This window comes from Pseudonocardia sp. NPDC049154 (genome assembly GCF_040648315.1).
Taxonomy (GTDB): domain Bacteria; phylum Actinomycetota; class Actinomycetes; order Mycobacteriales; family Pseudonocardiaceae; genus Pseudonocardia.
Genome location: NZ_JBEZDN010000005.1, coordinates 133,494 through 158,819, shown reverse-complemented (window position 1 = coordinate 158,819; position 25,326 = coordinate 133,494). Strand labels below are relative to the sequence as shown.

At 72.1% G+C, this 25,326-nt stretch carries 29 protein-coding genes; 7 read left to right on the top strand and 22 right to left on the bottom strand.

Translation table 11 applies throughout. From position 1 onward, the window contains the following. Positions 1-226: 226 nt before the first annotated feature. Genes AB0B41_RS05355 through AB0B41_RS05340 form a run of 4 tightly spaced genes read right to left on the bottom strand, consistent with a single transcriptional unit; the run spans position 227 to position 2,811 of the window. Positions 227-664 (bottom strand): nuclear transport factor 2 family protein, encoded by a 438-nt coding sequence (locus AB0B41_RS05355; protein ID WP_358199205.1) that lies wholly within the window; start codon positions 662-664, stop codon positions 227-229. A 29-nt stretch (positions 665-693) separates the two neighbouring features. Further along, positions 694-1,386, bottom strand: a complete 693-nt coding sequence (locus tag AB0B41_RS05350; protein ID WP_358199203.1) for an EthD domain-containing protein — start codon at positions 1,384-1,386, stop codon at positions 694-696. Continuing rightward, positions 1,383-1,583, bottom strand: a complete 201-nt coding sequence (locus AB0B41_RS05345; protein WP_358199201.1) for a ferredoxin — start codon at positions 1,581-1,583, stop codon at positions 1,383-1,385. The genes AB0B41_RS05350 and AB0B41_RS05345 overlap by 4 nt, the downstream gene beginning before the upstream one ends. Positions 1,584-1,608: 25 nt before the next feature. After that, a complete protein-coding gene (locus AB0B41_RS05340) occupies positions 1,609-2,811 on the bottom strand; it encodes a cytochrome P450 (protein ID WP_358199199.1) in 1,203 nt (400 codons plus the stop codon). 199 nt (positions 2,812-3,010) lie between these two features. Between AB0B41_RS05340 and AB0B41_RS05335 the strand changes: the two genes are divergently transcribed. The 4 genes from AB0B41_RS05335 (at position 3,011) to fdxA (ending at position 6,940) form a co-directional block, all read left to right on the top strand. Further along, positions 3,011-4,114, top strand: a complete 1,104-nt coding sequence (locus AB0B41_RS05335; RefSeq protein WP_358199197.1) for an acyl-CoA dehydrogenase family protein — start codon at positions 3,011-3,013, stop codon at positions 4,112-4,114. Next, positions 4,111-5,037: an acyl-CoA dehydrogenase family protein gene (locus AB0B41_RS05330; protein WP_358199195.1), complete on the top strand. Its 927-nt coding sequence runs from the start codon at positions 4,111-4,113 to the stop codon at positions 5,035-5,037. The genes AB0B41_RS05335 and AB0B41_RS05330 overlap by 4 nt, the downstream gene beginning before the upstream one ends. 292 nt (positions 5,038-5,329) lie before the next feature. Continuing rightward, positions 5,330-6,523, top strand: a complete 1,194-nt coding sequence (locus AB0B41_RS05325; RefSeq protein WP_358199194.1) for a cytochrome P450 — start codon at positions 5,330-5,332, stop codon at positions 6,521-6,523. Between the two features lie 78 nt (positions 6,524-6,601). Continuing rightward, positions 6,602-6,940 carry a ferredoxin gene (gene fdxA / locus AB0B41_RS05320; protein ID WP_358199192.1) on the top strand — a complete coding sequence of 113 codons (339 nt, stop codon included), beginning with the start codon at positions 6,602-6,604 and terminating at the stop codon, positions 6,938-6,940. Here the strand turns inward: fdxA and AB0B41_RS05315 are convergent, their stop codons facing one another. The 5 genes from AB0B41_RS05315 to AB0B41_RS05295 are packed head-to-tail and all read right to left on the bottom strand — an operon-like array spanning position 6,941 to position 11,172. Further along, on the bottom strand, positions 6,941-7,309 hold the full coding sequence (locus tag AB0B41_RS05315; RefSeq protein WP_358199190.1) for a RidA family protein: 369 nt from the start codon (positions 7,307-7,309) through the stop codon (positions 6,941-6,943). After that, positions 7,306-8,460 (bottom strand): alpha-hydroxy acid oxidase, encoded by a 1,155-nt coding sequence (locus tag AB0B41_RS05310; protein ID WP_358199188.1) that lies wholly within the window; start codon positions 8,458-8,460, stop codon positions 7,306-7,308. Before AB0B41_RS05310 ends, AB0B41_RS05315 begins: the two co-directional genes overlap by 4 nt. After that, positions 8,457-9,254 (bottom strand): ATP-binding cassette domain-containing protein, encoded by a 798-nt coding sequence (locus tag AB0B41_RS05305; protein ID WP_358199185.1) that lies wholly within the window; start codon positions 9,252-9,254, stop codon positions 8,457-8,459. The genes AB0B41_RS05310 and AB0B41_RS05305 overlap by 4 nt, the downstream gene beginning before the upstream one ends. Next, positions 9,254-10,156 carry an ABC transporter permease gene (locus tag AB0B41_RS05300; RefSeq protein ID WP_358199184.1) on the bottom strand — a complete coding sequence of 301 codons (903 nt, stop codon included), beginning with the start codon at positions 10,154-10,156 and terminating at the stop codon, positions 9,254-9,256. Before AB0B41_RS05300 ends, AB0B41_RS05305 begins: the two co-directional genes overlap by 1 nt. Then, positions 10,156-11,172, bottom strand: coding sequence for an ABC transporter substrate-binding protein (locus AB0B41_RS05295; RefSeq protein ID WP_358199180.1), 1,017 nt, complete (start codon positions 11,170-11,172; stop codon positions 10,156-10,158). The genes AB0B41_RS05300 and AB0B41_RS05295 overlap by 1 nt, the downstream gene beginning before the upstream one ends. 155 nt (positions 11,173-11,327) lie before the next feature. On the opposite strand from AB0B41_RS05295, the gene AB0B41_RS05290 reads away from it, so the two are divergent. Continuing rightward, positions 11,328-11,975: a TetR/AcrR family transcriptional regulator gene (locus AB0B41_RS05290; protein ID WP_358199178.1), complete on the top strand. Its 648-nt coding sequence runs from the start codon at positions 11,328-11,330 to the stop codon at positions 11,973-11,975. Here the strand turns inward: AB0B41_RS05290 and AB0B41_RS05285 are convergent. The 11 genes from AB0B41_RS05285 to AB0B41_RS05235 all read right to left on the bottom strand — a co-directional run bounded on the left by AB0B41_RS05285 (position 11,929) and on the right by AB0B41_RS05235 (position 21,648). After that, complete coding sequence (locus AB0B41_RS05285; protein ID WP_358199176.1) at positions 11,929-12,702, bottom strand: SDR family oxidoreductase; 774 nt, start codon at positions 12,700-12,702, stop codon at positions 11,929-11,931. The two genes, AB0B41_RS05290 and AB0B41_RS05285, sit on opposite strands and share 47 nt — an antisense overlap. Beyond that, on the bottom strand, positions 12,699-13,490 hold the full coding sequence (locus tag AB0B41_RS05280) for an amidohydrolase family protein (RefSeq protein WP_358199175.1): 792 nt from the start codon (positions 13,488-13,490) through the stop codon (positions 12,699-12,701). Before AB0B41_RS05280 ends, AB0B41_RS05285 begins: the two co-directional genes overlap by 4 nt. Continuing rightward, positions 13,487-14,236, bottom strand: coding sequence for a glucose 1-dehydrogenase (locus AB0B41_RS05275; protein ID WP_358199173.1), 750 nt, complete (start codon positions 14,234-14,236; stop codon positions 13,487-13,489). Before AB0B41_RS05275 ends, AB0B41_RS05280 begins: the two co-directional genes overlap by 4 nt. An 11-nt stretch (positions 14,237-14,247) precedes the next feature. Further along, positions 14,248-15,231: a PDR/VanB family oxidoreductase gene (locus tag AB0B41_RS05270; protein ID WP_358199171.1), complete on the bottom strand. Its 984-nt coding sequence runs from the start codon at positions 15,229-15,231 to the stop codon at positions 14,248-14,250. Next, the gene (locus AB0B41_RS05265) at positions 15,228-16,760 is read right to left on the bottom strand and encodes an AMP-binding protein (RefSeq protein ID WP_358199169.1); all 1,533 of its coding nucleotides are present in this window, start codon (positions 16,758-16,760) and stop codon (positions 15,228-15,230) included. The genes AB0B41_RS05270 and AB0B41_RS05265 overlap by 4 nt, the downstream gene beginning before the upstream one ends. 34 nt (positions 16,761-16,794) lie before the next feature. Further along, the gene (locus tag AB0B41_RS05260; protein ID WP_358199168.1) at positions 16,795-17,202 is read right to left on the bottom strand and encodes a Rieske (2Fe-2S) protein; all 408 of its coding nucleotides are present in this window, start codon (positions 17,200-17,202) and stop codon (positions 16,795-16,797) included. Beyond that, complete coding sequence (locus AB0B41_RS05255) at positions 17,195-18,340, bottom strand: amidohydrolase family protein (protein ID WP_358199166.1); 1,146 nt, start codon at positions 18,338-18,340, stop codon at positions 17,195-17,197. The genes AB0B41_RS05260 and AB0B41_RS05255 overlap by 8 nt, the downstream gene beginning before the upstream one ends. Before the next feature lie 18 nt (positions 18,341-18,358). Next, a complete protein-coding gene (locus tag AB0B41_RS05250) occupies positions 18,359-19,516 on the bottom strand; it encodes a thiolase family protein (protein WP_358199163.1) in 1,158 nt (385 codons plus the stop codon). After that, positions 19,513-19,896: an OB-fold domain-containing protein gene (locus AB0B41_RS05245; protein WP_358199161.1), complete on the bottom strand. Its 384-nt coding sequence runs from the start codon at positions 19,894-19,896 to the stop codon at positions 19,513-19,515. The genes AB0B41_RS05250 and AB0B41_RS05245 overlap by 4 nt, the downstream gene beginning before the upstream one ends. Then, positions 19,893-20,759, bottom strand: coding sequence for a hypothetical protein (locus AB0B41_RS05240; protein ID WP_358199159.1), 867 nt, complete (start codon positions 20,757-20,759; stop codon positions 19,893-19,895). Before AB0B41_RS05240 ends, AB0B41_RS05245 begins: the two co-directional genes overlap by 4 nt. Positions 20,760-20,874: 115 nt before the next feature. Further along, positions 20,875-21,648: a FadR/GntR family transcriptional regulator gene (locus AB0B41_RS05235; protein ID WP_358199157.1), complete on the bottom strand. Its 774-nt coding sequence runs from the start codon at positions 21,646-21,648 to the stop codon at positions 20,875-20,877. A gap of 114 nt (positions 21,649-21,762) precedes the next feature. Here AB0B41_RS05235 and AB0B41_RS05230 point away from each other — a divergent pair, with 114 nt between their 5' ends. Then, positions 21,763-22,920, top strand: coding sequence for an acyl-CoA dehydrogenase family protein (locus AB0B41_RS05230; protein ID WP_358199155.1), 1,158 nt, complete (start codon positions 21,763-21,765; stop codon positions 22,918-22,920). A gap of 389 nt (positions 22,921-23,309) precedes the next feature. Continuing rightward, complete coding sequence (locus tag AB0B41_RS05225) at positions 23,310-23,678, top strand: hypothetical protein (protein ID WP_358199153.1); 369 nt, start codon at positions 23,310-23,312, stop codon at positions 23,676-23,678. A gap of 57 nt (positions 23,679-23,735) precedes the next feature. Here the strand turns inward: AB0B41_RS05225 and AB0B41_RS05220 are convergent, their stop codons facing one another. Then, positions 23,736-24,536 (bottom strand): crotonase/enoyl-CoA hydratase family protein, encoded by an 801-nt coding sequence (locus AB0B41_RS05220; protein WP_358199151.1) that lies wholly within the window; start codon positions 24,534-24,536, stop codon positions 23,736-23,738. Further along, positions 24,533-25,297 carry an SDR family NAD(P)-dependent oxidoreductase gene (locus tag AB0B41_RS05215; RefSeq protein WP_358199149.1) on the bottom strand — a complete coding sequence of 255 codons (765 nt, stop codon included), beginning with the start codon at positions 25,295-25,297 and terminating at the stop codon, positions 24,533-24,535. The genes AB0B41_RS05220 and AB0B41_RS05215 overlap by 4 nt, the downstream gene beginning before the upstream one ends. Positions 25,298-25,326: the final 29 nt, after the last annotated feature.

Below are 25,326 nucleotides of genomic sequence, written 5' to 3'. Positions count from 1 at the left end.
GGCAGCGTGGACAGGTCGTTGCCGAAGGTCGCGGTCTCCGAGGTGAACCGGTCACCCGTGAGCTGCATCCCGTCGCCGGAGTCACCCGCGAACCGAATGACCACCCGGTCCCTGCGGATCGGGGTCACGGTGGAGGTCATGCTCTCAGGTCTCCTCGCTCGAGAGGATCGGACATGGAACGGGCGGGTGGGCGACAGACGCCCACCCGCCCCGGGTCGTCGACCGGTCAGGCCCCGGAGGGCGGCGTGACGGTCCAGCCGAGCCCCTTGACCAGGGCGACGGCGTCGAAGTACTCGGTCGTGCTGATCAGGAGTCCGTCTTTGACGGTGAACAGGGCCACGTAGCTCGTGCTGTAGGGGTTCCCCGTCGGCAGGACGGTGGTCGAGCCGGAGTAACGGGCGACGTACTCGCCCTCCCGCTCGGTCGAGACGATGTCGTGGTCCTTGTAGTTCAGCGGCGCCATCAGGTTCGGCACCGCGCTGAACCACTCCGTGACGGCCGCCTTGCCCTCAACGACGGTGGGGATGCCCTCCGGCGCGAAGGGGATGTGCATGACGACGTCCGGGTGCAACGTCGCAACGATGCCGTCGACGTCCAGGTCCGACACGGCGTCGATGTACCGACGGACCAGGGCCGTGCCCGTCTCCGTGGCGCTTGCGGTCATTCGATCTTCTCCTCGATGTTCGTGCCGCCTCAGCCCTGCGGCCAGATGACCCGGTACTCCTCGGCGACATCGGCGGCGACCGAGTCCTCGTCCATCAGGCCGGGGTCGACCAACCGCGCCCAGGCCGCGGAGTCCCGGGCCCGCTGGAAGTCCTCGAGGGTCGGCCAACTCAGCTCTCGGACCGCGTCGAAGAGCGGCTCCGAGCCCTCGGTCCCGTAGCTCTCCGGGACACAGAGGGCGATCACGTGCCGTTCCGCGCGCAGGCTGTTGCCCACGGCGACGTGGTCGGCGGCGAGTAGCTCCTCCCGCCACGATGCGTGGTCGGTACCCGCGGGCCGCCGCACGAGCTGGAGCAGTTTGACGCCGACCGCCTCCGGCCCCCGTGGCGGGCCCTCCTCAATCACCTCCTCGGTGGTGACGAGGAAGGCCAGGCCGGGCACGTCCATGAAGTTCGGCTCGTCCTTGAGGGCGTGCTCGGTGTACTCGGGGTCCTCCCCCATCGCCAGGCCCGCCGCGGCGTCGTCGAAGTAGGCCTCCGCGATCCCCTCGTAGGGCGACGGCGGCAACCCCGTGTGGACGGGGAGGCGGTGGCTCTGGACGTACCGGCGCAGGCTGCTTATCCGGCGGGCGAGATCGGCGTGCGTGGTGCGCCAGTGCTGATGGAACGCCTCGTCGGAGAGGTCCGGCCTGCGCGGGATGAGCGCATAGAGCTTGGCGGTCACGACTCCGCCATCGATATGGCCCCCTCGGGACAGGCGTGGGCCGCGAGCCGAGCGCTCTCCTCGTGCTCCGCCGGCACGTCGATGGGGACGTCCCGCTCCAGGTTGTAGCCCTCGTCGTCGGGTTCGAAGACGTCCGGCGCGAGCGAGTAGCAGCGACCGTGACCGGTGCAGAGCGCTCCGTTGACAGTGACCTTCACGTTGTCCTCCTGGTCGGCTCCGGCGTCAGGCAGAGGTGGGCCAGACGAGGTGCAGGTTCTTCATCGTCCGCAGCTGCGCGCTCTCGTAGGTGGGCTTGGTGCCCGGCTTGAGCTCGAAGTCCGGGATGCGGGCCAGGAACTCCTCGATCGTCACGCGCAGCTCCAGCCGCGCCAGGTGGGCGCCGAGGCAACGGTGCACGCCCACGCCGAACGCGGCCTGCACGATGTCGGTGCGGCGGATGTCGAACTCGGTCGGGTTGGCGCAGGCCTCCGGGTCCCGGGAGGCGGCGGCGTAGTTCAGGGCGATCCGGTCGCCCGCCTTCAGCTGGACCCCGCCGATCTCGACATCCTTGCGGACCGTGCGCGCCGGCGCCACGACCGGCGGGTAGAGCCGGACCGTCTCCTCCACCGCGTTCGGGATCAGTTCGGGGTGGGCGATCAGGTCCTTACGGATCTCCGGGTGCGTGGCGAAGTGGTAGACCGCACCGGACATCGCGTGGGTCGTGGTCGCGAGGCCACCGAAGATGACGTCCAGCAGGATGTGGACCTTGTCCTCCCACGGGCAGGGCTCCCCGTCCCGGTCCACGCCGGCATTGATGACGTCGATGACGTCGCCCTTCGCGGGCTGCTCGGCGCGCGACTTCAGGTAGGTGTTCAGGTACTCGTAGACCCGGGCGAACGCCGGGATCCGGTCCTCGAGCGGGCCGAACGAGTAGGTGTCGATGTCCTGGAACAGCTGCGGCAGGTCCTCCACCGGCACCGGCACGATGGAGTTGAAGAGGATCAACCCGGGGAGCTGGGCGGCGAAGTCCGCTACGAACTCGCACTCCCCCTTCTCCGCGAACCCGTCGACCAGTTGACGGGCGTACTTGCGCGCGAGGTCCTCGATGCCTTCCACGCTCTTCGGGGCGAAGAACGGGTTGAGGACGCGACGCCAGGTGTCGTGGTAGGGCGGGTCGAGGTCCTCGGGAAGGATCGGGATGGACTCGTCCGGCGGGTTGAGCAGCCAGCCGTCGGCACTGGAGAAGGTCCGCCAGTCCTGCCCGGCGCGCCGCACGTCGGCGTGCCGGTTGATGACGTGGTACCCCTTGCCGACCGTGCTGTGGGAGACGGGGCAACGGGCGACCAGGTCGTCGAGCACCTCCTCGAAGTTCTCGGCGAGGCTGACGTCCTCGATGTCGAAGTCGTTGTGCATGTCGCGTCGCGTGGTGTGCGCGGTCTCGGTCACCTCGTCGTGCCCTTCTACGTCTTCGGAGACGTCCTCAGCAGGTCCGCCGTGGACGAACAACTGATAACGATGACCCTAGACTGGCCGGGCTGAGCGTCTGGTGTCAAGTTCGCCCGCCACCTCCGAGGGCAGATCGGTCGGCGCGCCACCAATCCGGGTTACTGTGTTCATAGATTATGTCGCGGGAGAGGCGGTCGTCATGGTGCAGGACCAGTCCGAGCAGGCACTCCGCGAGGAGGTGCGAGGGCTCTGTGCGGACTGGCGGTCCGCCGGTCGCTACGTCCCGCGGGCCGACTCGTGGCTGCGCAGCCCCGACCTCGCGTTCAGCAAGGAGCTGGCGGCACGCGGCCTGATCGGGCTGACGTGGCCGGCGCCCTACGGACGCGGGCTCGGCTACGTTCACCGGCTCGCCGTGACCGAGGAGCTGCTGCGAGCCGGGGCACCCGTGGCCCTGCACTGGATCGCGGACCGCCAGATCGGACCCGCGATCCTGCGGCACGGGAACGAGCAGCTGCAGGACGAGATCCTGCCTGGTATCGCGGCGGCGGACGTCGTGTTCTGTCTCGGCCTCAGCGAGCCCGGGGCGGGGTCGGACCTCGCCTCGGTGCGCACCCGCGCGGTGCCCGACGGCGACGGTTTCCGGATCACCGGACGCAAGATCTGGACGAGCGGGGCGCACCACGCCACGCACGCCTACGTGCTCGCCCGCACCACCCCGCGGGCCGAGGGCGCCCGCCCGCATGCCGGGCTGTCCGAGTTCGTGGTCGACATGAGCGCCCCCGGGGTGGAGGTCTCCCCCATCGTCGACATGACCGGCGAGCACCACTTCAACGAGGTCGCGTTCGACGACGTCCCGGTCGCGGCGCACCGCCTCATCGGCACGCGGGACGACGGCTGGCGGCAGGTCACCGAGCAGCTCGCCTTCGAACGCGGCGGGCCGGAGCGGGTGCTCACCACCTATCCCCTACTGGTCCAGGTCCTCGCCGAGGCCGAGGTCGCGGACCAGGCGGAGTTGGGCGGCTTCGTCGCCCGGCTGGCCGTCCTGCGGCGGCTGTGCCGTCACATCGCCGAGCTGCTGGACTCGGGCGCCGCGCCCGTCCAGGAGGCCGCCACGTGCAAGCTGCTCGGGAACGCCTTCGAGCGCGACGTCCTGGAGCTGGCCCGCCGGGTCGCCCCGACCGGGCCGCCGGCGCTGCGAGCCGCACTGAGCCAGTCTCTGCTGGCCTCGCCCGGGTTCTCGCTGCGCGGCGGGGCGTCGGAGGTTCTGCTGTCGATGATCACGAAGGCCGAGGTGGCGGCATGAGTGAACTGCGCGAGCTGGTCCGGGACGTCGTCGGCGGCGGCGGGGAGGTATGGAAGACCCTGACCGAGCTGGGCCTGACGACGATCGGGGTCCCGGAGGAAGCCGGCGGCTCCGGCGGGACGCTGCACGACCTGGTCGAGGTGGCGGAGGCGCTCGGTGAGCACGGCGTGGCCGTCCCCTTCGCCGAGCACGCCACGGCCTGCAGGGCCCTCGCCGGACACCGAGAACCGCCAGCCCTGGGGACCGTCGCCGTGGGCCGCCCGGGCCGGGTGGTCGCCCCCTGGGCCTCACGCGCGTCGCACCTGGTGCTCCTGTCCCCCGACGGGACGGCGACGGTGTCCACACCAGTGGGGCGCGTCGTCACGCCGGGGACCGATCCCGCCGGGCAGCCTCTCGACGAGGTCGAGGTCCAGACGGGCCGACTGTTGACCGGGGTCGACTCCGCGCAGGTCCTCACCCGCCTCGCCCTGCTGCGGGCCGCCACCCTCGTCGGCGCCCTGCGCGGTGCCTACCTGCTCACCCGGGAGCACGTCCGGACGCGCGAGCAGTTCGGCCGCCCGCTCGTGAAGCTCCCCGCCGTGGCCACCGCGCTGGCCCGGCTGCGGGTCGAGCTGCTGCAGGCGGAGACCGCGCTCGCCGCGGCGCTCGACCTGGCCGAGACCCCGCGGGCCCGGGATGCGGCCGCCACGGCTCGCGTGGTCTGCGGGTCTGCCGCGACCGAGGGCGCCCGGATCGCCCACCAGCTGCACGGCGCGCTCGGCATCACCCAGGAGTACGCGCTGCACCCGCTGACCCGGCTGCTCTGGGCCACCCGGGACGCCGATCTGCCCGAACACGACTGGGCCGCACTCCTGGGCAGGCGGGTCGCCGACGGCGGCGAGGAGGTCCTGTGGGACGAGCTCACCGCGGTGGTCGCGACGTGACCGGCCCGTTCACCGAGCCCAGGGACAGGTCGAGCCCACCGGACCGGGCGCACCCACACGCCGGGTGAGGTCGCGGAGCCACCTGGCTCGCGACGAGCGGGCGGGCCCCACCTGCTGTGAACGTACGTCGCCGCGGCGGCCCTCGTCGGGCTCGTCCTGTACCTGACCATGCCCGAGACGAAGGAACGGCAGCTGGACTGAGCAACGACGGAGAAGCTTGACTCGACCGGTTCCATCAATACCATAATCCTAGATTTCGCTCCATGACGCGCCACGAAAGGACACCCGGACGATGACGACCGCGGTCGACTTCAACCCGCTCTCCCCGGAGTTCCAGCAGCAGCCGTACCCGCACTACCGACAGGCACGCGACGAGACGCCCGTGCGGTTCATCGAGGCGCTGAACGCCTGGGGGATCTTCCGCTACGAGGACTGCGCCTACACCTTCAAGCACCCCGAGCTCTTCTCCGCCCGCGACTTCATCACCAACGCCTTCGGAGAGTTCGACCCGGTCCCCGAGGTGCCGTCGATCATCGCGCTGGACCCGCCGGACCACACCCGACTGCGGAAGATCGCCAACGTCGCCTTCACACCCAGGGTCATCCGCGGCATGCAGGACCAGATCGACAAGGTGATCAGCGATCTGCTCGACGAGGCTCAGGCGAAGGGCGAGTTCGACTTCGTGTCGGACTTCGCCGCCTACGTGCCGGTCAGCGTCACGGCCGAGATCCTCGGCGTCGACGCCGTGCTAGGACGGGGCGACTTCAAGCGTTGGACGATGGATCTGATCAAGGCTCCGAGCCGGATGGCGCTGCCCGAGGCCGAGCTCGCCCAGATGAAGAAGAGCGTCGAGGAACTACGCGCCTACTTCATCGACCAGATCGCCTACCGGCGCAAGAACCCCGGCAACGACTTGATCTCCGCCTTGATCCAAGCGGAGGAGGAGAACCAGTCCCTCACGGAGACCGAGATCCTCAGCCTGGCTGCCCTGATCCAGTTCGGCGGCTCCGAGACCCCGTCCCACCTGATCGGCACTTCCATGTGGGAGCTCTTCGAGCAGCCCGAGACCCGGGCCCGGGTGCAGGCCGATCCTTCACTCGTCGGGGAGGTCGTCGACGAGACCCTGCGGCACCAGTCCCCGGTGCACTTCGTGTTCCAGACCGCGACGCAGGACATCGAGATGCACGACGAGACGATTCCCGCCGACTCCTTGGTGTTCTCCTTCATCGGCTCCGCCAACCGCGACGAGCGGATGTTCAACGACCCCGACACCTTCGACATCGACCGCAAGGGCAAGAACAAGCACATGGGCTTCGCCCGCGGCGCGCACTACTGCATCGGCGACATGCTCGGCAAGATCATGTGCGGCAGCGCGATCCGGCAGGCCCTCGAACGGATGCCGAACCTGCACCCAGTCTCCCCGGAGCAGGAGTGGATGCCCTCGTTCTGGATTCGTGGGCCCAAGGAGATGCGCGTCGCCCCGTAGCCACCCGAGCGACCTACTCGCGCCGGGCCCCACGCGCGAAGCCGGGGCCCGGCCCGGACCGTAGGAGGAGAATCCGCCATGACCTATGTGATCGCCGGACCCTGTATCGACGTGCTCGACAAGTCCTGCCTGGAGGAGTGCCCGGTCGATTGCATCTACGAAGGCGACCGCAAGATGTACATCCACCCGGACGAGTGCGTGGACTGCGGGGCCTGCGAACCCGCCTGCCCGGTCGAGGCCATCGTGGAGGCCCCGGTGGCCGCCGGCGACGCACTGCTCCACGTGGCGGACAACGCCCGGTTCTTCAGCGAGATCCTGCCCGACCGGGACACCCCGCTCGGCGCGCCCGGCGGCGCCTCGGGCCTGGGTCGGGTCGGCGCGGACACCCCGCTGGTCGCCGGCGACCGAGTCGGCTGATCACCTCGCCCCCGCCGCCACCGCTACGGCCTGGATCTCGATCCGGGCACCCGGCGCGGCGAGGGTGAGGCAGACCGTGGTGCGGGCGGGCGGGTCGGTGGGCCATACCGTCGCGAACCCGGCGTCCCACGTAGACAGGTCGGCCGGGTCGGTGAGGTAGGCCTCCACCCGCAGCACGTTGCCGGGGACCGTGCCCGCCGCCTCCAGCGTGCAGCGCAGCAGGTCCAGGACCTCCTCGACCTGCTCCGCCATCGTGCCCGGCGCCCCGGTCAGCACCGACGGCGCCACCAAGCCCGCGGTGTGGACGAGGCCGCCGTGGGCGACCGCGCCGGAGATGGTCGCGGCCTGCCCCGGCCACCGCCGAATCACGGCCGCACCCGCTGCAGCAGGTCGGGGCCGAGGTCGGCGACGGCGCCGACCCCGAGCAGGGTCAGCACGCTGAACATCTCCGCGCGGAGCAGCTCGTGCATCCGCCGGACGGCGGGTTCGCCCCCCGCGGCCAGCGCGGTGGCGGCAAGCCGCCCGACGACCACGACGTCCGCGCCGAGCGCGAGCGCGGTGACGACGTCGCCGCCGGACCGCACGCCGCTGTCGAGCGCGACCTGCGCCCGGTCGCCGACGGCCGCGGCGATCTCGGGCAGCTGCTCGAGGGCCGCGGGGGCGCCGTCGAGCTGGCGGCCGCCGTGGTTGGACACCAGCACCGCCGACGCACCGGCGTGCACGGCCGCTTGCGCGTCCGCCGCGGTCAGGACGCCCTTGGCCATCCACGGCAGCGGGCACTCGGCCATCCGCTCGCCCAGCTCCGCCCAGGTCCAGACCGGTTCGGTGCGGGTGAAGAGCTGCCCGAACACCTCCGCGGGGCGGACGGGGCCGCCGACCGGGTAGTTGCCGGTGATCACCGCGGGGTCCGGGTCGAACCGGTTGCGCAGGTTGCGCTCCCGCCAGCCCGCCGTCGGACAGTCGACCGTGACGCACACGGCGGAGTACCCCGCGTCGACGATCCGGCGCAGCATCGCCGAGTAGGTCGACGGCGTGCCCATCGGGTGCAGCTGGGCGATCCGCGCCGCAGCGGGCGCGGCCGCGGCGACCGCCTCGATCGGGTGCGTCCCGGCCTCCGGCACGATGCTCGCGGCTCCCATCGCGGCATTGGCCCGGGCGACCGCGCGCTGCCCCTCCGGGTGGAACAGCCCGTCCGCGCCGAACGGCGAGGTCAGCACCGGCACATCGAGCGGGACCCCCAGGAACATGGTGGCGAGCTCGGGCACCCCCCGCCCGCTCATCACGCGAGGGCGGTACTCCCACCGCGCGAACGCCTCCCGGTTGCGGCGCAGGGTCCGTTCCTCCCCCGCCCCGCCGTCGAGGAAGTCGACGACGTCGGCCGGGAGCGCCGCGCGGGCCGCGGCGGCGATCTCGGACAGCGTCGCGAACTCGACGTCACCGGGGTGGAAGCTCAGCTCGGTCGTCTGCGTGCCTGCGGTCATGGTGCCCTCCCGGTCCACTCGGTACGACGACGCGCTCATGCCCGCTCCGCGAGCAGCAGCCGGTCGCTCACGGCGTCCTGCGAAGCCGTGATCATGTCGACGAGCCCGCCCACGGTGGTCTCCCGCTTGGTCGCAGCGTCGAGGTCGCCGATCACGCGTCCGCGGCTGAGCACGAGCAGCCGGTCGCCGAGCGACAGCGCGTGCTCCATGTTGTGGGTGATCATCAGCGTCGTCGCGCCCATCTCCTCGACGAGCTCGCGGGTCAGGTCGAGGACCCGACCGGCGGTGCCGGGGTCGAGGGCGGCGAGGTGCTCGTCGAGCAGCAGGACGGAGGGTCGGGACAGCCCGGCCATCACTATCGTCAGGCTCTGCCGCTGTCCGGCGGACAGCAGCCCGACGCGGTCGCCGAGCCGGTCCTCCAGCCCGAGGCCGAGCCGGGCGAGGTGCTCGCGCATGAGGGTGCGGCGCTCGGCGCTCACCGCGAACCGCAGGGTCCGGCGCCTGCCGCGGGCCAGCGCCAGGGCCAGGTTGTCCTCGATGCTGAGCTCGGGCGCCGTGCCCGCGCGGGGGTCGTCGAACACCCGCGAGACCCGCCCCGCGCGTCGGTGGTCGCCGTGCCGGGTGACGTCCACGCCGTCGAGCCGGACGCGGCCGCGGGTCGGCCGGGCCGCGCCGGAGACGATCTGCACGAGGCTGCTCTTGCCCGCGCCGTTGCTGCCGATCACGGTGGTGAACTGACCGGTCGGCAACGTCAGCGACATCCCGTTCAGGGCCACCACCTCGTCGGTGCGGCCCGCGTTGTGGACCAGGGTCACGTCGTCGATCTCGAGCATCAGGACACCCCCACCGTCGGGCGCTCGCGGCGCGAGCGGGTCAGCCACCGAACGCCGCCGCCGAGGTAGCGGTGCGCCGCGACGGCGATGATCAGGGTCAGCGCGGTGACGCCCTTGAGGTCCGCCGCGGGCAGCCCGACGCGCAGCGCGCCGGTCAGGATGAGCCGGTAGAGCAGGGTGCCCGCCAGCACGCAGGCCACGATCCGCAGCACGGCGGACCCGCTGGGCCGCAGCAGCAGCTCGCCGAGCAGGATCGCCCCGACACCGCCGACGAACGTCCCGATCCCCATGTTGACGTCCGCGTAGCCCTGGGTCTGCACGACCAGCCCGGCGCCCAGCCCGGCCAGGCCGTTGGCGAGTACCAGCGCCAGGACCGTCATCGCCCGGTCGTCGACGCCCTGGCTGCGCGCCATCCGCGGGTTGACACCGCTCGCGCGCAGCGCCAGCCCGATCTCGGTGCGCAGGAACAGCAGGTAGAGCCCCAGCACGACGAGGACCACGGCGGCGAGCACGAGCACCGTCCGCGCGTCCCCGCCGCCGTCGAACACCGTGGCGGCGGAGAGCAGCCCGACCGTCGGCGCCCCGAGCACGTGCAGGGTGACGCTGAACAGCCCGATGCTCATGACCAGCCCGGCGAGGAGCACCTGCACCCCGAGGGTGAGGTGCAGCAGCGCCGTGGCCAGGCCGGCGAGCGCTCCGGCCGCCGCCCCGACGAGCAGGGCGAGGGTGGGGTCGACGCCGGCGATCAACGCGACGGCCGTCGCCGCGCCGCCGAGGGCGAAGCTGCCCTCCACGGTGAGGTCGAAGTCCGAGCGCAGCCGGAACACGGTGTAGATGCCGAGGAAGACGATGACCAGCGGCAGGCCGGTGACCAGCGTGTCGAGGACGAGGCGGCCGAGCATCACTGGACCGTCGCGGTGGACAGGATGGCCTGCGGGATGGTCACCCCGAGGGATTCCATGGTCGCCCGGTTGATGCCGAACTCCACACCGGAGGGCTTGCCGAACGGGACCTGCGCCGCGGGCGTGCCCGCCAGCACCTGGGCCGCGGCGTCGGCCGCGAGCGCACCGACCGCCGGGTAGTCCGGTCCGATCGTGGCGAGGATGCCGTCGACCGAGGCGTCGCCGCCGGACACGTAGACCGGCAGCCCCGCGCCGCCCAGCGCCGCGCCGACCGCGGGCAGGCCGGCGAACACCGTGGCGTCCGGGCCAACGAGCACGGCGTCCGCGCGCCCGACCAGCCCGCGCGCCGCCGTCGCGACGTCGGCGGAGCCGGACAGGGTGGACTCCACCAGCTCCAAGCCGGGGTGGGCGGCGAGCGCCTGCTTCAGCGCGTCCGTCCAGACCACCATGTTCTGGTTGGACGGGTCGTACAGCGTGCCGAGCCGGGTCGGGGCCGGCTGCACCGTCATGATCTGGTCGAGCAGCAGCGCCGGGTCGACGTAGTCGACGCTGCCCGTGACGTTCCCGCCGGGCGCGTCGAGGCTCGCGGCCAGGCCCGCACCCACCGGGTCTCCCATCGCGATGGCGATCACCGGCCGATCGGTGACCTGCTTGGCCAGCGCGATCACCGCCGGGGTGCCGATCACGGCGAACGCGTCCGCGTCCGAGCCCGCGAGGTCGCGCGCCGACGAGGCGATGAGGCTCTGGTCCCCCTGCGCGTTGACGACGTCGACCTCGACCTTCTTGGGCGCCAGCTGCGCACCGAGCCGCGCCTCGAAGGCCTGCACGGTCTGGTCGAGCAGGGTCGCGGGGGCGATCTGGAGCAGGCCGACACGGTAGGTGTCGCGCTCGGCGAGCGGGGTGTCGTCGGCGGGCGCCGCGGAGCACCCGGCGACCAGGGCACCGAGCAGCCCCGAGAGCGCGACGCCGCGCAGCAGGCGGCGAGCACGGGGCCCGAAGGGACGGAGCGGGGACACGGTGGACCTCCCGAGGAGCGGAGTCGAGAAGATATTCTCGGCTTGAGCCCTCAGGGTGTGCGGCACTGCCTCTGCGGGTCAATGACGGAGTCGGGAAGTTCTTCTCGGCTTAACATGAGAAGAACTTCTCGAAATATGGCAGGATGGCGGACACCATGACGTCACAGACCACCGGCCAGGCCCGGTTGCGCCGGGACACCGCCCGCACCCGGGACAAGCTGATCGCAGCGGCGGGCGCGCTGCTCGCCGAGCAGGGCCCCACCTTCAGCCTGCCGGAGCTGGCACGCGGCGCGGGTGTCTCCACGGCCACGGCGTACCGGCACTTCACCGACGTGTACGAGGTGTTCGCCGAGTTCTTCCTGCGGCTCGCGGACGAGCTGGTGGCCGAGCTCGGCGCCGTGCCCGCCGACGTGCGGGGCCTGGACCGGTTCACGCGGATGAGCGGCCGGTGGGTCGCGCTCGCGGCCGGGTGGGGTCGCGCCGCCACCCAGATGCGCAGCCCGACCGGGTTTCTGGAGCGCGTCCGCACGCAGGAGCCGGTGACGTCGGCGTTGCACGGTGTCCTCGCCCCGGTCGTGCGCGAGCTGGTGGCGGACGGCGTCTGCCCCGAGCAGGACGTCGACTACGCCGTGCTCGTCTGGGTCACCCTGTTCGACGAACGGGTGGTCGTCGACCTGCTCGCCCTCGGCTGGTCCCCCGCCGAGGTCGCAGCCCACCTGCAGCGCTCGGTGCTCGGCGCGCTGGGCGCCACCGCCACTACCACAGTTCCCGCATGGTCCCCCACGGACCGCCCTGGGCGCTGATCCCGCCGTCGACCGTGACCACCTGGCCGGAGATCATCGCGGCGGCGGGCGACACCAGGAACCCGACGACGCCGGCGATGTCCTCCGGAGTGCAGAGCCGCCCGGTGGGCGTGTGGTCCACCAGCAGCCGCCGCACCTCCTCCTGCCCGGCCAGGTAGGTCTCCAGGGAGTCCGTGAGGACCGGACCCGGGACAACGGTGTTGGCCGTGACGCCCCGCGGTCCCAGCTCGACGGCCCAGGACCGGGTGAGCGCCTCCAGCGCCGCCTTCGCCCCGCCGAGCAGCCCGTGCCCGGACTGCGCGAACCGGGCGTCGAGCCCGCCGACCGTGAGCAGCCGCCCGCCCTCGCCCATCGCGGGCGCAAGCCGGTGGACGAGCTCGACCAGACTGTCGATCACGGTCGCGAAGGTCATCCGACTGTGCCGCCCGGCGACCTCGACGAGCGGCTTGAACGCCGTCGACGCCGCGTTCGCCACCAGGGTGTCCACCCGGTCGAACCGGTCCAGGACGGCGTCGGCCAGCTCCGCCACCCGCTCCGGGTCGCCCAGGTCCGCTGTGACGACGAGCGTCTCGGCGCCCTGCTCCTTCAGCAGCGCCGCGACCTCGTCGGCCGCGGCCCGGTCCCGCCTGCCGTGCACGACGACGTCGTGGTCGGCGGCGAGCCGCTCCGCGACCGCCCGGCCGATGCCGCGGGCGCTCCCGGTGACCAGGGCGACCCGGCGGCTCACGCGAGGTCCAGCAGCCGGGCGAGGTTGCCGCCGAGCACGAGGTCGGTGTCGGAGTCCGACAGCCCGAGACCGTGAATGACCTCGATCTCCGCGCCCGGGTCCGCCATCGGCCAGTCCGAGGCGAACACCACCCGCTCCGGCCCGTGCTTCTCGATCACCGCGCGGACCTTCGCCGGCTCCAGCGTGCCCAGCGAGGGCGGCCAGGAGGTGTCGACGTAGACCGGCAGCCCGATCACCGTCTCGATCGCCTCGTCCAGGCGGCGGTAGCCGCCGAAGTGGCAGGCGATGACGTCGAGCCGCGGGAACCGCCGCACGATGTCCGCCAGCATCGCCGGGCTGCACCGCTCGCCCGGGTCCGTCCCCGCCGCGCCGACGTGGATGATCACGGCGAACTCGCCGGACATCGCGTCGAACGTGGCGTGCAGCCGCGGGTCGTCCAGCCGCAGGTCCTGGAACATCGGGTGCACCTTGGCGCCCTTGAGGCCGTGCGCCCGCAGGCTCGCGACGTTCTCTTCCGGGCTGAGCCCTGGGTGCACCGACCCGAACCCGACGAAGTGGGCCGGGTCCAGCGAGCCCGCGAACCGGTTGGCGTTGTCCACCCGGTCCGGGGTGTTGGCCACGCCGAGGCAGACCGACCGGTCCACCCCGGCCGCGGCCATGACCTCGGTCAGCGAGCCCACGGTGCCGTCGCCGAAGCGCTTGAGGTCCGCAGGCGAGCCGGCGATGGCCTTGCGCGCCACGCTGTCCGGGTAGACGTGGGTGTGCCCGTCCACGATCAAGGAGCTCACAGCTTGTTCACCTCGCCGCCGTCGAACACGATCACCGAGCCGGTCATGAAGTCCGACAACGACGACGCCAGGTAGCAGACCAGCGGCCCGAACTCGTCCCCGCGGCCCATCCGACCGGCGGGGATCTTGCGCAGCCGCCGCTCCAGGGTCTGCGGGTCCTCCAGGACCGCGGACTGCGCGTCGGTCTCGAAGGCACCGGGCGCGATCGCGGTGACCTGCACGCCGAAGCGCGCCCACTCCGCCCCGAGGGCCTTGGTGAACTGCAGCACGGCGCCCTTCGAGGCGGAGTACGAGACCAGCACCGGCTTGCCGTTGATGCCGGACGTGCTCGCCACGTTGATCACCTTGCCGGACCGCTGCTCGAGGAAGTAGCGGCCTGCGGCCCGGGCCAGCACCGCCGGGGCCCGGACGTTGACCGCGAAGACCTCGTCCCACTCCTCCTGGGGCTGGTCGACGAACCGCCCCGCCGGCGCGATGCCGGCGTTGTTCACCACCACGTCGAGCCGCCCGAACCGGGCGACGGCGTGTTCCGCGAGCGCCGCGACCTGCTCCGCGGACCGCATGTCCACCGTCTCGATCGCGATCCGCTCGGGGTTCGCGGCCTGCAGCTTCTCCAGGTCGGGGGTGGCGCGGGCGACCGCCAGGACGTTCGCGCCCTCCGCGGCCAGCGCCTCGGCCGCGGCGCGGCCGAGCCCGCGGCTCGCGCCGGTGACGATCGCGACCTTCCCCTCCAGGTCCAGTTCCATGGGGTCTCTCCTCAGATGTCGAGCACGAGCTCGTCGTCGAGCGAGCGGGACACGCAGATCAACATGGTGTCGCCCGCCTCCTGCTCGTCCTCGGTCAGCAGCGAGTCGCGGTGGTCGGGTCGGCCCGAGACCACCGGCGACTCGCAGGTCCCGCAGGTGCCCTCGCGGCACGAGGACGGCACCGGGGCGCCTGCCTCCTCCAGCACCTCGAGGATCGAGCGGTCCGGGCCCACCTCGACCTCGACGGCAGAGCGCACGCATCGCACCCGGAAGGAGCCGGCGCGCACGGGGGCACCGACCTCCTTGGGCGCGAACCGCTCCACGTGCAGGCTGCCCTTCGGCCAGCCCGCGCACCGCTCCTCGACCGCGCGCAGGAGCGGCTCCGGGCCGCAGCAGTAGACCAGCGTGTCCGCGGCCGGGGCGTCGAGCAGCTCGGCCAGCGGCAGCAGGCCGTGGCTCTCCTCCGGGTGGATGCGAACCCGCTCGCCGTGCTCGGACACGGTGTCGCGGAAGGCCATCGACGCGGCGCGTCTGCCGCCGTAGGCGAGCATCCACTCCGCGCCGGCGGCCTGCGCCGCGGCGATCATCGGCAGGATCGGGGTGATGCCGATGCCGCCCGCCACGAAGAGGTAGCGGGGCGAGGGCTCCAGCGCGAAGTTGTTGCGCGGGCCCCGTGCCGTCAGGGTGTCCCCCACCGCGACGGCCGTGTGCACGTGTTCCGAGCCCCCGCGGGACTCGGGCTCGCGCAGCACGGCGATCCGCCAGACCTGCCGGTCCGCGGGATCGCCGCACAGCGAGTACTGCCGTTCGAGGTCGGTGTCGAGCACCAGGTCGATGTGGGCGCCGGGCTCCCACGCCGGGAGCTCGCCCCCGCCCGCGCGGCGCAGCTCCAGCGCGACGACCCCGTCCGCGACCTCCTCGCGGACGGTGACCTCGACCTTGAGCTCCTGCTCGGCGGCGGCCCGGGCCGGTGCGCCGGGCGCGGGCCCGGTCACGACCCACCGGCCCTGGTGACGATCTCGACGACCGAGCGCTTGGCGATCTTGCCGACGGCGTTCTTCGGCAGCGAGTCGAGAGTGAGCACCTGGCCGGGGACCTTGATGCTCGGTAGCCCGGCGGCCCGACAATGCTGCTGCAGGTCCTCCTCGGTGGCCGCGGCGCCCTCGCGCAGCGCCACCGCGGCCAGCACCGACTCGCCCCACTCCCGGTCCGGGAGGCCCACGACGGCGGCCTCCAGCACGGCCGGGTGCGAGTACAGCACGTTCTCGATCTCCGAAGGCGTGATGTTGTAGCCGCCGCGGATGATCAGGTCTTTCTTGCGGTCGACGATGTAGAGGTAGCCCTCGTCGTCGAAGGTGCCGATGTCGCCGGAGTGCACCCAGCCGTCCACCAGCGTCTCGGCCGTCTTCTCCGGGTTCTTGTGGTACCCGAGCATCGTGTACGGCGTGTGGAACAGGACCTCGCCCCGCTCCCCCGGCCCGCAGTCGGCGCCCTGCTCGTCGACCACGCGGACGTCCGTGAGGAACGACGGCCTGCCCGCCGAGGCGGTCAGCCCCGTCTTCCCGTCGGCGATCCGCTGGTGGTCCGCCTGCCGCAGCATGGTCGCGATCGAGGCGACCTCGGCCATGCCGTAGAGCTGCGAGAACACCGGCCCGAAGCGGTTGACCAGCTCGGTCACCCGCTCCGGGGCGATCGGCGCCGCCCCGTACCCGATCGACGTGAGCGTGGCCAGGTCGGCCTTGCCCAGGTTCGCCTCCAGCACTCGGTAGAGCATCGTCGGCACCAGGTAGGTGTGCGTGACGGCCCGCTTGGTCGCCTCGGCGGCGAACACCGCGGGATCGAACCCCCGGGCGTCGTGGAACCCGACGGCGCCGCCGAGGAAGAAGGTCGGGGCCAGCGTGATCTGCACGCTGGAGTTGTGCGGGATGGTGGTCAACCAGCGCGAGCTCGCAGACATCCCGTACTCCAACCCGGCGACCATCGCGTGCGTCGCGACGGCCCGGCCGTCGAACAGGATGCCCTTGGGCGCCCCGGTGGTGCCGCTGGTGTAGACGATGCAGAACTCGTCCTCCGGCCGCCGCGCGTGGACCGTGGGCGGCGGGGCCGCGGACGCGTCCGCGAGCGACCAGTCCGCCTCGGAGTCCACGTCGAGCACCGCCAGCCCGAACTCCGCCGCAAGGGTCTGCGCGAGCTCCCGGAACGGTCCCTCGGTGAGCAGCACCCTGGCGCCGGCGTTCTCGAGGATGGCGCGGTACTCGTCCTCGCTCATCCGGAAGTTGAGCCCGCAGTACACCGCGCCGGCCTTCGTGCAGCCGACGATCGCCTCGGCGACCTCGAGCCGGTTGCGCAGCAGCACGGCGACCCGGTCCCCGGGGCGGACGCCGAAGCGGCCCTGCAGGGTGTTCGCCAGGCGGTTGGTCCGCTCGTCGAGCTGGGCGTAGGTCAGCGACCGGTCGCCCTCGAAGGCGGCCGTCGCGCCGGGGGTGTTGCGGGCGTGCGCCAGTACGGCGACACCGATGTCCATTGTGTCGTCTCCTCGTGGATGTCGCGCCGAGCCGTCAGGCGTAGAGCACGACGTTCCCGTCCTCGACCCGGACGGGGTAGACGCGGACACGGCCGCGTTCGTTCTTCACCAGCGGCCGCCCGGTCTCGAGGCGGAACTCGTAGCCGTGCCACGGGCAGGTGATCCACTCGTTGTGCTGCTCGTAGCGGTACTCGTGCACTGCGGTGTCGGCCATGGTGCCCTTCACGACCCCCTCGCACAGCGGGGCCCCGTGGTGCGGGCACTTGTTGAGCAGGGCGTGGTACCGGCCGTCGACATTGAGCACGCCGATCGACTTCCCGTCGATCTCGACGATCTTGCGCTGCCCGACCGGCAGCTCTTCGACGGTGCAGATCACGTGCGGGTTCCCCTTGGGGCGCGCGGGCGTCTCCGACTTCGGCGTCGACTTCAGGGTCTCAGTCAAGGCGGTCTCCGTAGACCTCGCGGGGCGTCTCGACCTGGATCCGGCGGCGCAGCTCGGGGCTGATGCCCGCCAGCGCGCGGTCCGGGTTGTCGAAGTCCCAGTGCGGGTAGTCCGAGCTGTACATCAACACGCGGTCCGCGTGCAGCATGTCCATCAGCGGGGCCAGGTGCCGGGGGTCGTGGGGCTCGATGAAGGGCTGCGTGGTGAAGCGGACGTGGTCGAGCAGGTACTCCGAAGGCGGCCGGGTCAGCCACGGCACCTCGTTGCGCAGGCCCTTCCAGTCCCGGTCCAGCTTCCACATCACCTCGAGCGCCCAGATGAAGCCGCCCTCGGCGATCACGTGCGTGAGCTTCGGGAACTTTTCGAAGACCCCGTGACAGAGCATGCTCAGCGTGTTGGACTGGTGGATCTGCCCGAGCGCGGTGTGCCACTCCAGGTAGAAGGTCGGGGTGCCGGCCATCTGCGGCGCCTTGGCGAACACGTTCTCGGTGCCGGACGGGTGGGTCACGATCGGTAGCTCGTGGCGGTTGCAGGCCTCGTAGATCGGCCAGTAGTGCTTCTCGCCCATCAGGATCTGGCCCAGCGGCATGAACACCGCCACGACCCCGTCGCGCTTCGCCATCCGGTCGATCTCGGCGACCGCCGCGTCCGGGTCCTGCGGCGCGACGACGAGCGCGCCTCGGAAGCGCTTGTCCTCCTGGAGCCAGCGCTCGCACATCCACTCGTTGTAGGCGGACGCGATGGTCGCGGCGACCATCCCGTCCGGCATCGCGCCGATGCCCAGGCACTGCCCCGACAGCAGTACCGCTCGGTAGACGTTGTGCGGGTCCAGCAGCTGCTTTGCGGTGAAGATCGGGTCCGTGGCCGGCGGGACACCGGGCTGGGCCGCGTCCTCCCGGTACGCGCCCGCCGGGTTGATGTAGAGGTAGTCGAGCGGCAGCGTGAACTGGGCCGCGGCCATGCCCTTGGCCCAGTCGTCCCCGCTGATCCCCAGCCGGGTCCGCCAGGTCTCGGTCATGTACGGCATGAGGTCGCGGATGCCGTTGACGAAGTTGGGGTGGACGTCGGAGTCGATCACCCCGTTCTTCTTCAGGTCGGTCTCGTCACGGGCGCCCTGGGGCGCCTCGATCGTCGTCACTGTCGATCTCCTCTCCGGTCAGCGTGCGCGTCCGAGAAGCGCGAGGTTGTAGTACTGGGCACCGGAACCGGCGCCCGCGGCCGCGGCGATCTCGGCGTTCGGGATCTGTCGGTCGCCCGCGGTGCCGCGGACCTGATGGACTGCCTCCGCCAGCTTGAGGGTGGGGGCGCCCCAGCCGATGTGACTGAAGCTCAGCAGGCCGCCGTCCGTGCAGGTGGGGAGCTTCCCGTGCGGTCCGATGCCGGTGGCGAGCGCGAAGTCCGTGCCCTCGCCCTCGGCGCAGAAGCCGAGCGCCTCGAACTGCCGCGCGACCTCCAGCGAGTTCACGTCGTAGAGCTGGGCGACGTGGATGTCCTGCGGCCCGACGCCCGCCTGCCCGAAGGCCCTCCGCGCCGCCGCCGTGCCGATGGACCAGGCCTGCTCGTAGCGGGCCGGGTCGACGTACTGCTGGCGCAGCCACTCCATGCCCGCGCCCAGCAGCACGACCGGCGGGTGCGGCAGGTCGCGCGCCCGCTCGAGCGTGGTCACGACGACCGCGGCCCCGCCCTCGGAGGCCAGGCAGAGGTCCAGCAGCGTGAAGGGGTCGACGACCGGCGGCGCGGCCAGCACGTCGTCGGCGGTGTAGGGGCCGCGGCCCGCCATCACCGCCTGGGGGTTCGCCGATCCGGTGGTGCGGATCGTGGCCGCGATCTCCGCCGCACCGCGCCGGGCGTGCGGAAACCGGGCCAGGTGGCGCTGGGCCACCAGGGCGAAGTGCGCGGCGGTGAACGCGCCGAACGGGGCGACGAACTCGTTACCGGGCTGGGTGTAGGAGGCGACCCGGCCCCCGCCCAGCACCCCGGCCTGCCCACCGGTGATCAGGACCGTGGTGGCCTGGCCGGTGAGCAGTGCACCCGCCGCGTCGACCAGGGCGGGGACGCCCTGCGGGTAGGAGTCGCCGATCCAGCGCAGCGGCACCCCGAGCAAGGTCGACCAGTCGGCCGACCCCGGCGCGAGGTCCGTTCCGCCGGGTCCGGGCCACCGGGCGGCGATGCCGTCCACCGCCGTGTGCGGCAGCCCGGCATCGGCGAGGGCGAGCTTCGCCGCGTCGAGCGCGACCTGCAAGGAGTTGCGTTCCGAGCGCTTCTCCTGCGGCGTCACGCCGACCCCGACGATCGCCACGTCCGAGAGCTTCACGAGGTCGTCTCCCGAAAGGCCGGGACGAGCCGTCCGCCCTGCTCGGTCCAGGTGACCTCGACGGCGGCACCGATCGCCGGCAGCGGGTTACCCACCAGACCGGCGAGCATGCTCCAGCCCTCGTCGAGGTCCACGATCCCGAGCCCGTAGGGCGCGGTGAACTCCGGGCTTGGCGCCTTGTGCACCGTCGTGGCGCTGTAGACGCGGCCCCGCCCGGAGCTGCGCTGGTAGGACCAGTCCTCGGACAGGCACGCGGGGCAGGCGACCTGCGGGGTGAAGAAGTTGCGCCCGCACGCCCGGCACACCGGCCGGACGAGCTCGCGCCGGGCGGCCGCGGACCAGAAGCCCGCGGTCAGCCCCTCGGCGTCGAGTGCGGTCACGCGCCACCCACCAGGAGCCGGTGCGCCGCCTCCTTCACGGTCATCCCGACCTCGACCCCGCGCTTCGCGGCGGCCTGGTTGTGCGCGCTGATCAGGCCGTACTCGTAGCCCGCGAAGGCGTCCCCGATGGGGGCGGTGGTGCCGTCGATGCAGGCACCGGCCAACCCGGCCTCGTCCGCGGTCGCCAGCCCGGCGATGCCGGAACGGTTCTTGCTCATCCCGCCGTCGTGGCAGATGAACCCCCACGGCTTGGCCTCGAGCAGGAACTTCGCGCCGCTGCGGCCGGTGTGTCCCGCCGTGACCAGCACGGACGTGTTCTCGTCCTCCGGGTAGGCCCAGACGATCGAGTCGGTGACGACGACGCGGCGACCGCTCTCGTGCGTCTCCACCACCTCGCGACGGATCTTGTTGCCCACCTCGGTATCCGTGGGGTCGGTGTCCAGCAGCAGGTCCGCGGCCTCGGCCACGCTCATGCCCGGCCTGACCCCGCACGTCTCGGCCACGTAGTTGACGTGCTTGACCACGCCCGAGCGGTACAGGTCCTCGCCGTTGCCCATGTCCGCGGTCATGCCGTCCGCGCACGCCGCCGCGATGCCCAGGGCCTCGAGGTACCACAGACCGGCGATCCCGGCGCCGTCCTTGCCGACGCACGCGTCGTGCCCGATCACCGCGCGTGGGCGGTGGACGGCCACCATCCGCGCGGGGAGCACCCCGATGTAGGACGCCGGCACGACCACGTCCCGCCCGGTGTTGCGCTCGTCGACGTAGCGCGCCGAGTCCATCGTGACGATCCGTCGACCGCCGCGCTCGACCACGATCTCCTGCGGGTGGTCCTGCTCCCGCTCCAACAACGTCTTGCCCATACCCGGTTCCTGACTCCGTCGTCCCGCCAGCTGCCTGAATCTAGGGATATCATTAACAGCAGCACCGATGTTAGACGGTCGTCGCACGGTTGGCCAGACCGGAGGACGGGACGCGTCAGGTGCCGTACATCTCCCAGCTCAGCACCTCGTCCATCTGGCGCTGATAGTGGCGCTCGAAGTAGCTCAGGGTGTCGTCCATGTGCTTGCGCATCGCCGCCTCGGCCTTCTCGCCCTCGCCGGACTCGATGCCGATGCACACCTCGTCGTGCGCCTGCCAGACGAGCTTGCGGAACCGTCGCGGGTAGTCCACGCCCAACACGGTCCCGTCCGTGATCCAGTGCAGCGAGTTGATGCAGTAGCCGAACAGCGGGTTCTCCGAGCCCCAGGCCACGAGGTCGTGGAAGCGCCGATTCTCGTCGAGGAAGGCCTCCCGGTCGTCCAGGTCGGAGCCCATGCGGTCCACCGAAGCCCGCAGGTCCGCGAGCAGGCCCCGGTCCCCGCGCTCCGCGCACAGCCGGGCGGTGATCGGCTCCAGCAGCTGCCGGGTCTCGATCACGGCCCGGAAGGGCGTGTCAGCGAACTGCATGAGCAGCGCCAGCGTGCTGGCGAGGTGCCGCGAGTCCGGGGAGGTGATCACCGGACCGCCGCCCGGGCCGGGCCGGATGGTGAGAACTCCCTGCAGCTCCAGCACCCGCAACGCCTCGCGCAGCGTGTTGCGCCCGACGTTGTAGGTCTCGAGCATGTCCCGCTCGGGCGGCAGGTGACTACCGGGCGGGAGGTTGCGCTCCTTGATCTCACGAACGATCCGTTGGGCGATCACCGTCGCCCGCTTCGGCGGCATTCCGACCGGCACCGAGCGCGGCGCGACGTCCCTACGAGCGGCGGTCATGGTCTCCCCTTGCAGCTCCGGCTATTTCCTGGACATCGTACTCAGGATTGACACCCCGAACCGGAACTCGCGGCCCATCGACGGGGGTTCGCCGAGATGATAGACATAGTATTCATGAACTCCACGGAGATGTGGTTCGGTCTCGGACCGGCGGAGCGTGCCCTGCAGGACGAGGCCCGAGCGCTGGCCGCCACGGTCGCTCCCCTGGCCGCCGAGGCCGACGCGATGAGCCAGGTCCACCCGCGCGTGCGAGAGGCGCTGCGGACGAGCGGACTCGCCGGACTCATGGTCCCGGCGGCGTACGGAGGGCGGTCCGAGTCGGTGGACCCACTGGCCGTGTGCCTGGTGCGGGAGGTCCTCATGAAGACCTCGTCCCACCTCGACTCGCTTTTCGCCCTGCAGGGCATCGGCAGCTACGCGATCACCCGCGGGGGAACCGAGGAGCAGCGCAGGCAGTGGCTGCCGCGGGTCGCCTCCCTCGAGACCCTCGCCGGCCTGGCGTTGACCGAGGAGAACGCCGGATCGGACCTGAAGAACGTCGCCACGACGGTGACGGACAAGGACGGCGCGCTCGTCGTCCGTGGCGAGAAGACCTTCATCTCCAACGCCGGCGCCGCCGACTTCTACATCACCCTGGTCAAGGAGGAGCTGCCGGAGGGACCGGGCCTTTCGCTGGTGTTGGTCCCGGCGGACGCGCCCGGCGTCACCACCCGGCCCAGCCCCGAACTGATCGCCCCGCATGTGCTCGGCGACCTGACGTTCGACGACGTCGTGGTGCCCGCGGAGGCCCGCCTCGGCGCCCCGGGCAAGGCCATGTCGCTGGTCCTGTCCACCCTCGCGGTGTTCCGGGTCTCCGTCGCGGGGGCCGCGGTGGGGCTGGCCACCGGTGCCCTCGAGGAGGCCGCGCGGCACGCACGCACCCGCGAGCAGTTCGGCCGCCCGCTGCTCAGGCACGGCCCGGTCGCCCAGCTGCTCGCCGACTCCTGGAACGACGTCGAGATGGCCCGCCTGCTGACCTACCAGGCCGCCGCGAGCGCGCGGGAGGACCCGCGGGCCGCGCTCAACCGCTCCTCCATGGCCAAGGTGGCAGCGACCGAGGCCGCCACCCGGGTCGTGGACCGCTGCGTGCAGGTGATGGGCCGCTGGGGCCTCATCGCGAACACGCCGATCGAGCGCTACTACCGACAGGCCCGACCGATGCGGGTCTACGAGGGCGCTTCCGAGGTCCTCAAGCTCGGCATCGCGAGCACACTCTGCGCCGAGATCGACTGAGGGCGACACGATGCGGGTGTGGTGCGGGACGCTGGACGGATCGGGCACGAACGGCGTCGACGTGGTCGAGAAGGCGGACTACCTGGGCGGGACGTCGGCGGTGTCCGGCGGCATGTTCTGAGTGCCGATGAACTCCGGATGTCCGAGCTCGGGGTCACCGAAGACCGCGACGACGCGCTGCGGTACCTGCGGGCGGTCACCGCGGGCCGCACCGCGGACGACGTGCTGCTGGCACTGATCGACCGGGGTCCAGCGATGGTGGACTTCCTGGAGCGTCGGGCCGGCCTGCGGATGGCCGCGCACCTTCCCGGACCACCACCCGGAGTGGGACGGAGCGCACGCCGGCGGCCGTTCACTGGATCCGGAGCCGTACGACATCACGCAGCTCGGTGACCTGGCCGAGAGCCTCCGCCCGGACCCCACGGCCCCCGTTCACCATGCGGGAGTACGAGGAGTGGCGAATCTTCACCCGGTTCCCGAACGAGGAGCTGCGCCGCCGCGCGGACGCGGGCCTGGTCGCCCGCGGCCGGGCGCTCGTCGCCCCGCTGCTCAGGGCCTGCGCGGCCCTCGGCGTCACCCCGGTGACCGGGTGCGGTGTCGAGCGGCCCGGCACCTCGCACGGCGCGGTCACCAGGGCCCACCCGATGGGCCCCGGCTACCCGGGCGCGGGCGCGACGCTCGGTCCCGGCGCAACCATGGCTTACGCGGCGGGGCTCGCCGCCGTCCGCAGGCTGGAGGTCACCACGGCCCGCGGCTGACCGCGGAACGAGAAGGGGGCCGGCGCCACGCGCCGGCCCCCGTCTCGTCCCGAGACGTCAGCGACCCTGCCAGCGCGGAGGACGCTTCTCCGCGAACGCCCGGGCGCCCTCTCGGGCGTCCTGCGAGGAGCGGACGGGCTCGATGAGGAGTTCCTGCCGGGCGAACTGCTCGTCCTCGGGCCACAGCGCGGACTCCGCCATGACCACCTTGGACGCCTGCACCGCCAGCGGCGCGTTCAGCGCGATTTCGGCGGCCAGCGCCTGCGCGGCTGCGCGCGCACCGCCGTCGGGGACGACGCGGTTGACCAGCCCCAGCTCCGCGCACCGCGTCGCGGTGAGCGGGCGGCCGGTCAGCACAGCCTCCGTGGCCAGGTTGCGCGGGATCCGCCGGGGCAGCCGCAGCATCCCGCCGCCGGACGCGACGAGCCCCCGCTTCACCTCCGGCAAGCCGAAGGTCGCTCCCTCCCCCGCGACGATGAGGTCGCAGGCCAATGCGATCTCGAAGCCGCCGCCGAGGGCGGGACCCTCGACCGCGGCGACGATCGGCTTCCGCGGCGGGCGTCCGACGATTCCGAAGCCCCCGCGGTGTTCGTCGACCGGCCGCTGCCCTGTCGCCGCGTAGGCCTTGAGGTCCATGCCGGCGGAGAACAGCGTCGGCGAGCCGGTGAGCACGGCGGCCCGCAGGTCGTTGGACTCGTCGAGCTCGTCGAGGGCCGCGCTGAGCAGGCAGGCCGTCTCCAGGTCGATGGCGTTCCGCCGCTCGGGCCGGTGCAGGGTGAACACCGCTACGCCGTCGACACGCTCGACGAGCAGCGGCAGGGTGCGCGCGTCCGCCGACCGGGTCAGCTGCTCGGTCATCGCGGCGCCATCCGGATGCCGCCGTCGAGCCGGATCGTCTCCCCGTTGATCATCGGGTTCTCGAGAATGTGCAGCGCGAGCGCACCGTACTCGTCCGGGGTGCCCAGCCGGCTGGGGTGCGGCACCATCTTGCCCAAGGAGTCACGCACCTCCTGCGGCAGCCTGCCCAGCAGCGGCGTGTCGAAGATGCCGGGGGCGATCGTCGCCACCCGGATCTGCTTGGTCGCCAGGTCCCGCGCGGCGACCAGCGTCATCCCGACGACACCCGCCTTGGACGAGGCGTAGGGGATCTGCCCGATCTGGCCCTCCCACGCTGCCACCGAAGCGGTCAGCACGATCGCGCCGCGCTCGCCGTCGACCGGCTCGGTGGCCGCGATCCGGGCCGCCGCGAGCCGCAGGACGTTGAACGACCCGATCAGGTTGAGGTCGATGATCGACGCGTAGTCCTCCAGCGAACCAGGTGTGCCGTCCTTCTGCAGGACGCGCATCGCGTGCCCGCGGCCCGCGCAGTGCACGACGGCGCGCAACGGCCCGAGCTCCTCGGCCGCGTCGAGCGCCGGCGCCACGCCCTCCTCGGTGCGCACGTCACCGGACACGAAGCGGGCGTCGCCGCCCAGCTCGGCGGCCGCCTCGGCGCCGCGTGACGATTCCAGGTCGAGCAGTACGACCTTGGCCCCCGCCTTGGCCAGTCGGTGTGCGGTGGCGAGCCCGAGCCCGGACGCTCCACCCGTCACCAGGGCCGAAATCCCTGCGATGTCCACGCTTGTCCTCTCCGTGGCACGCCCGTGCG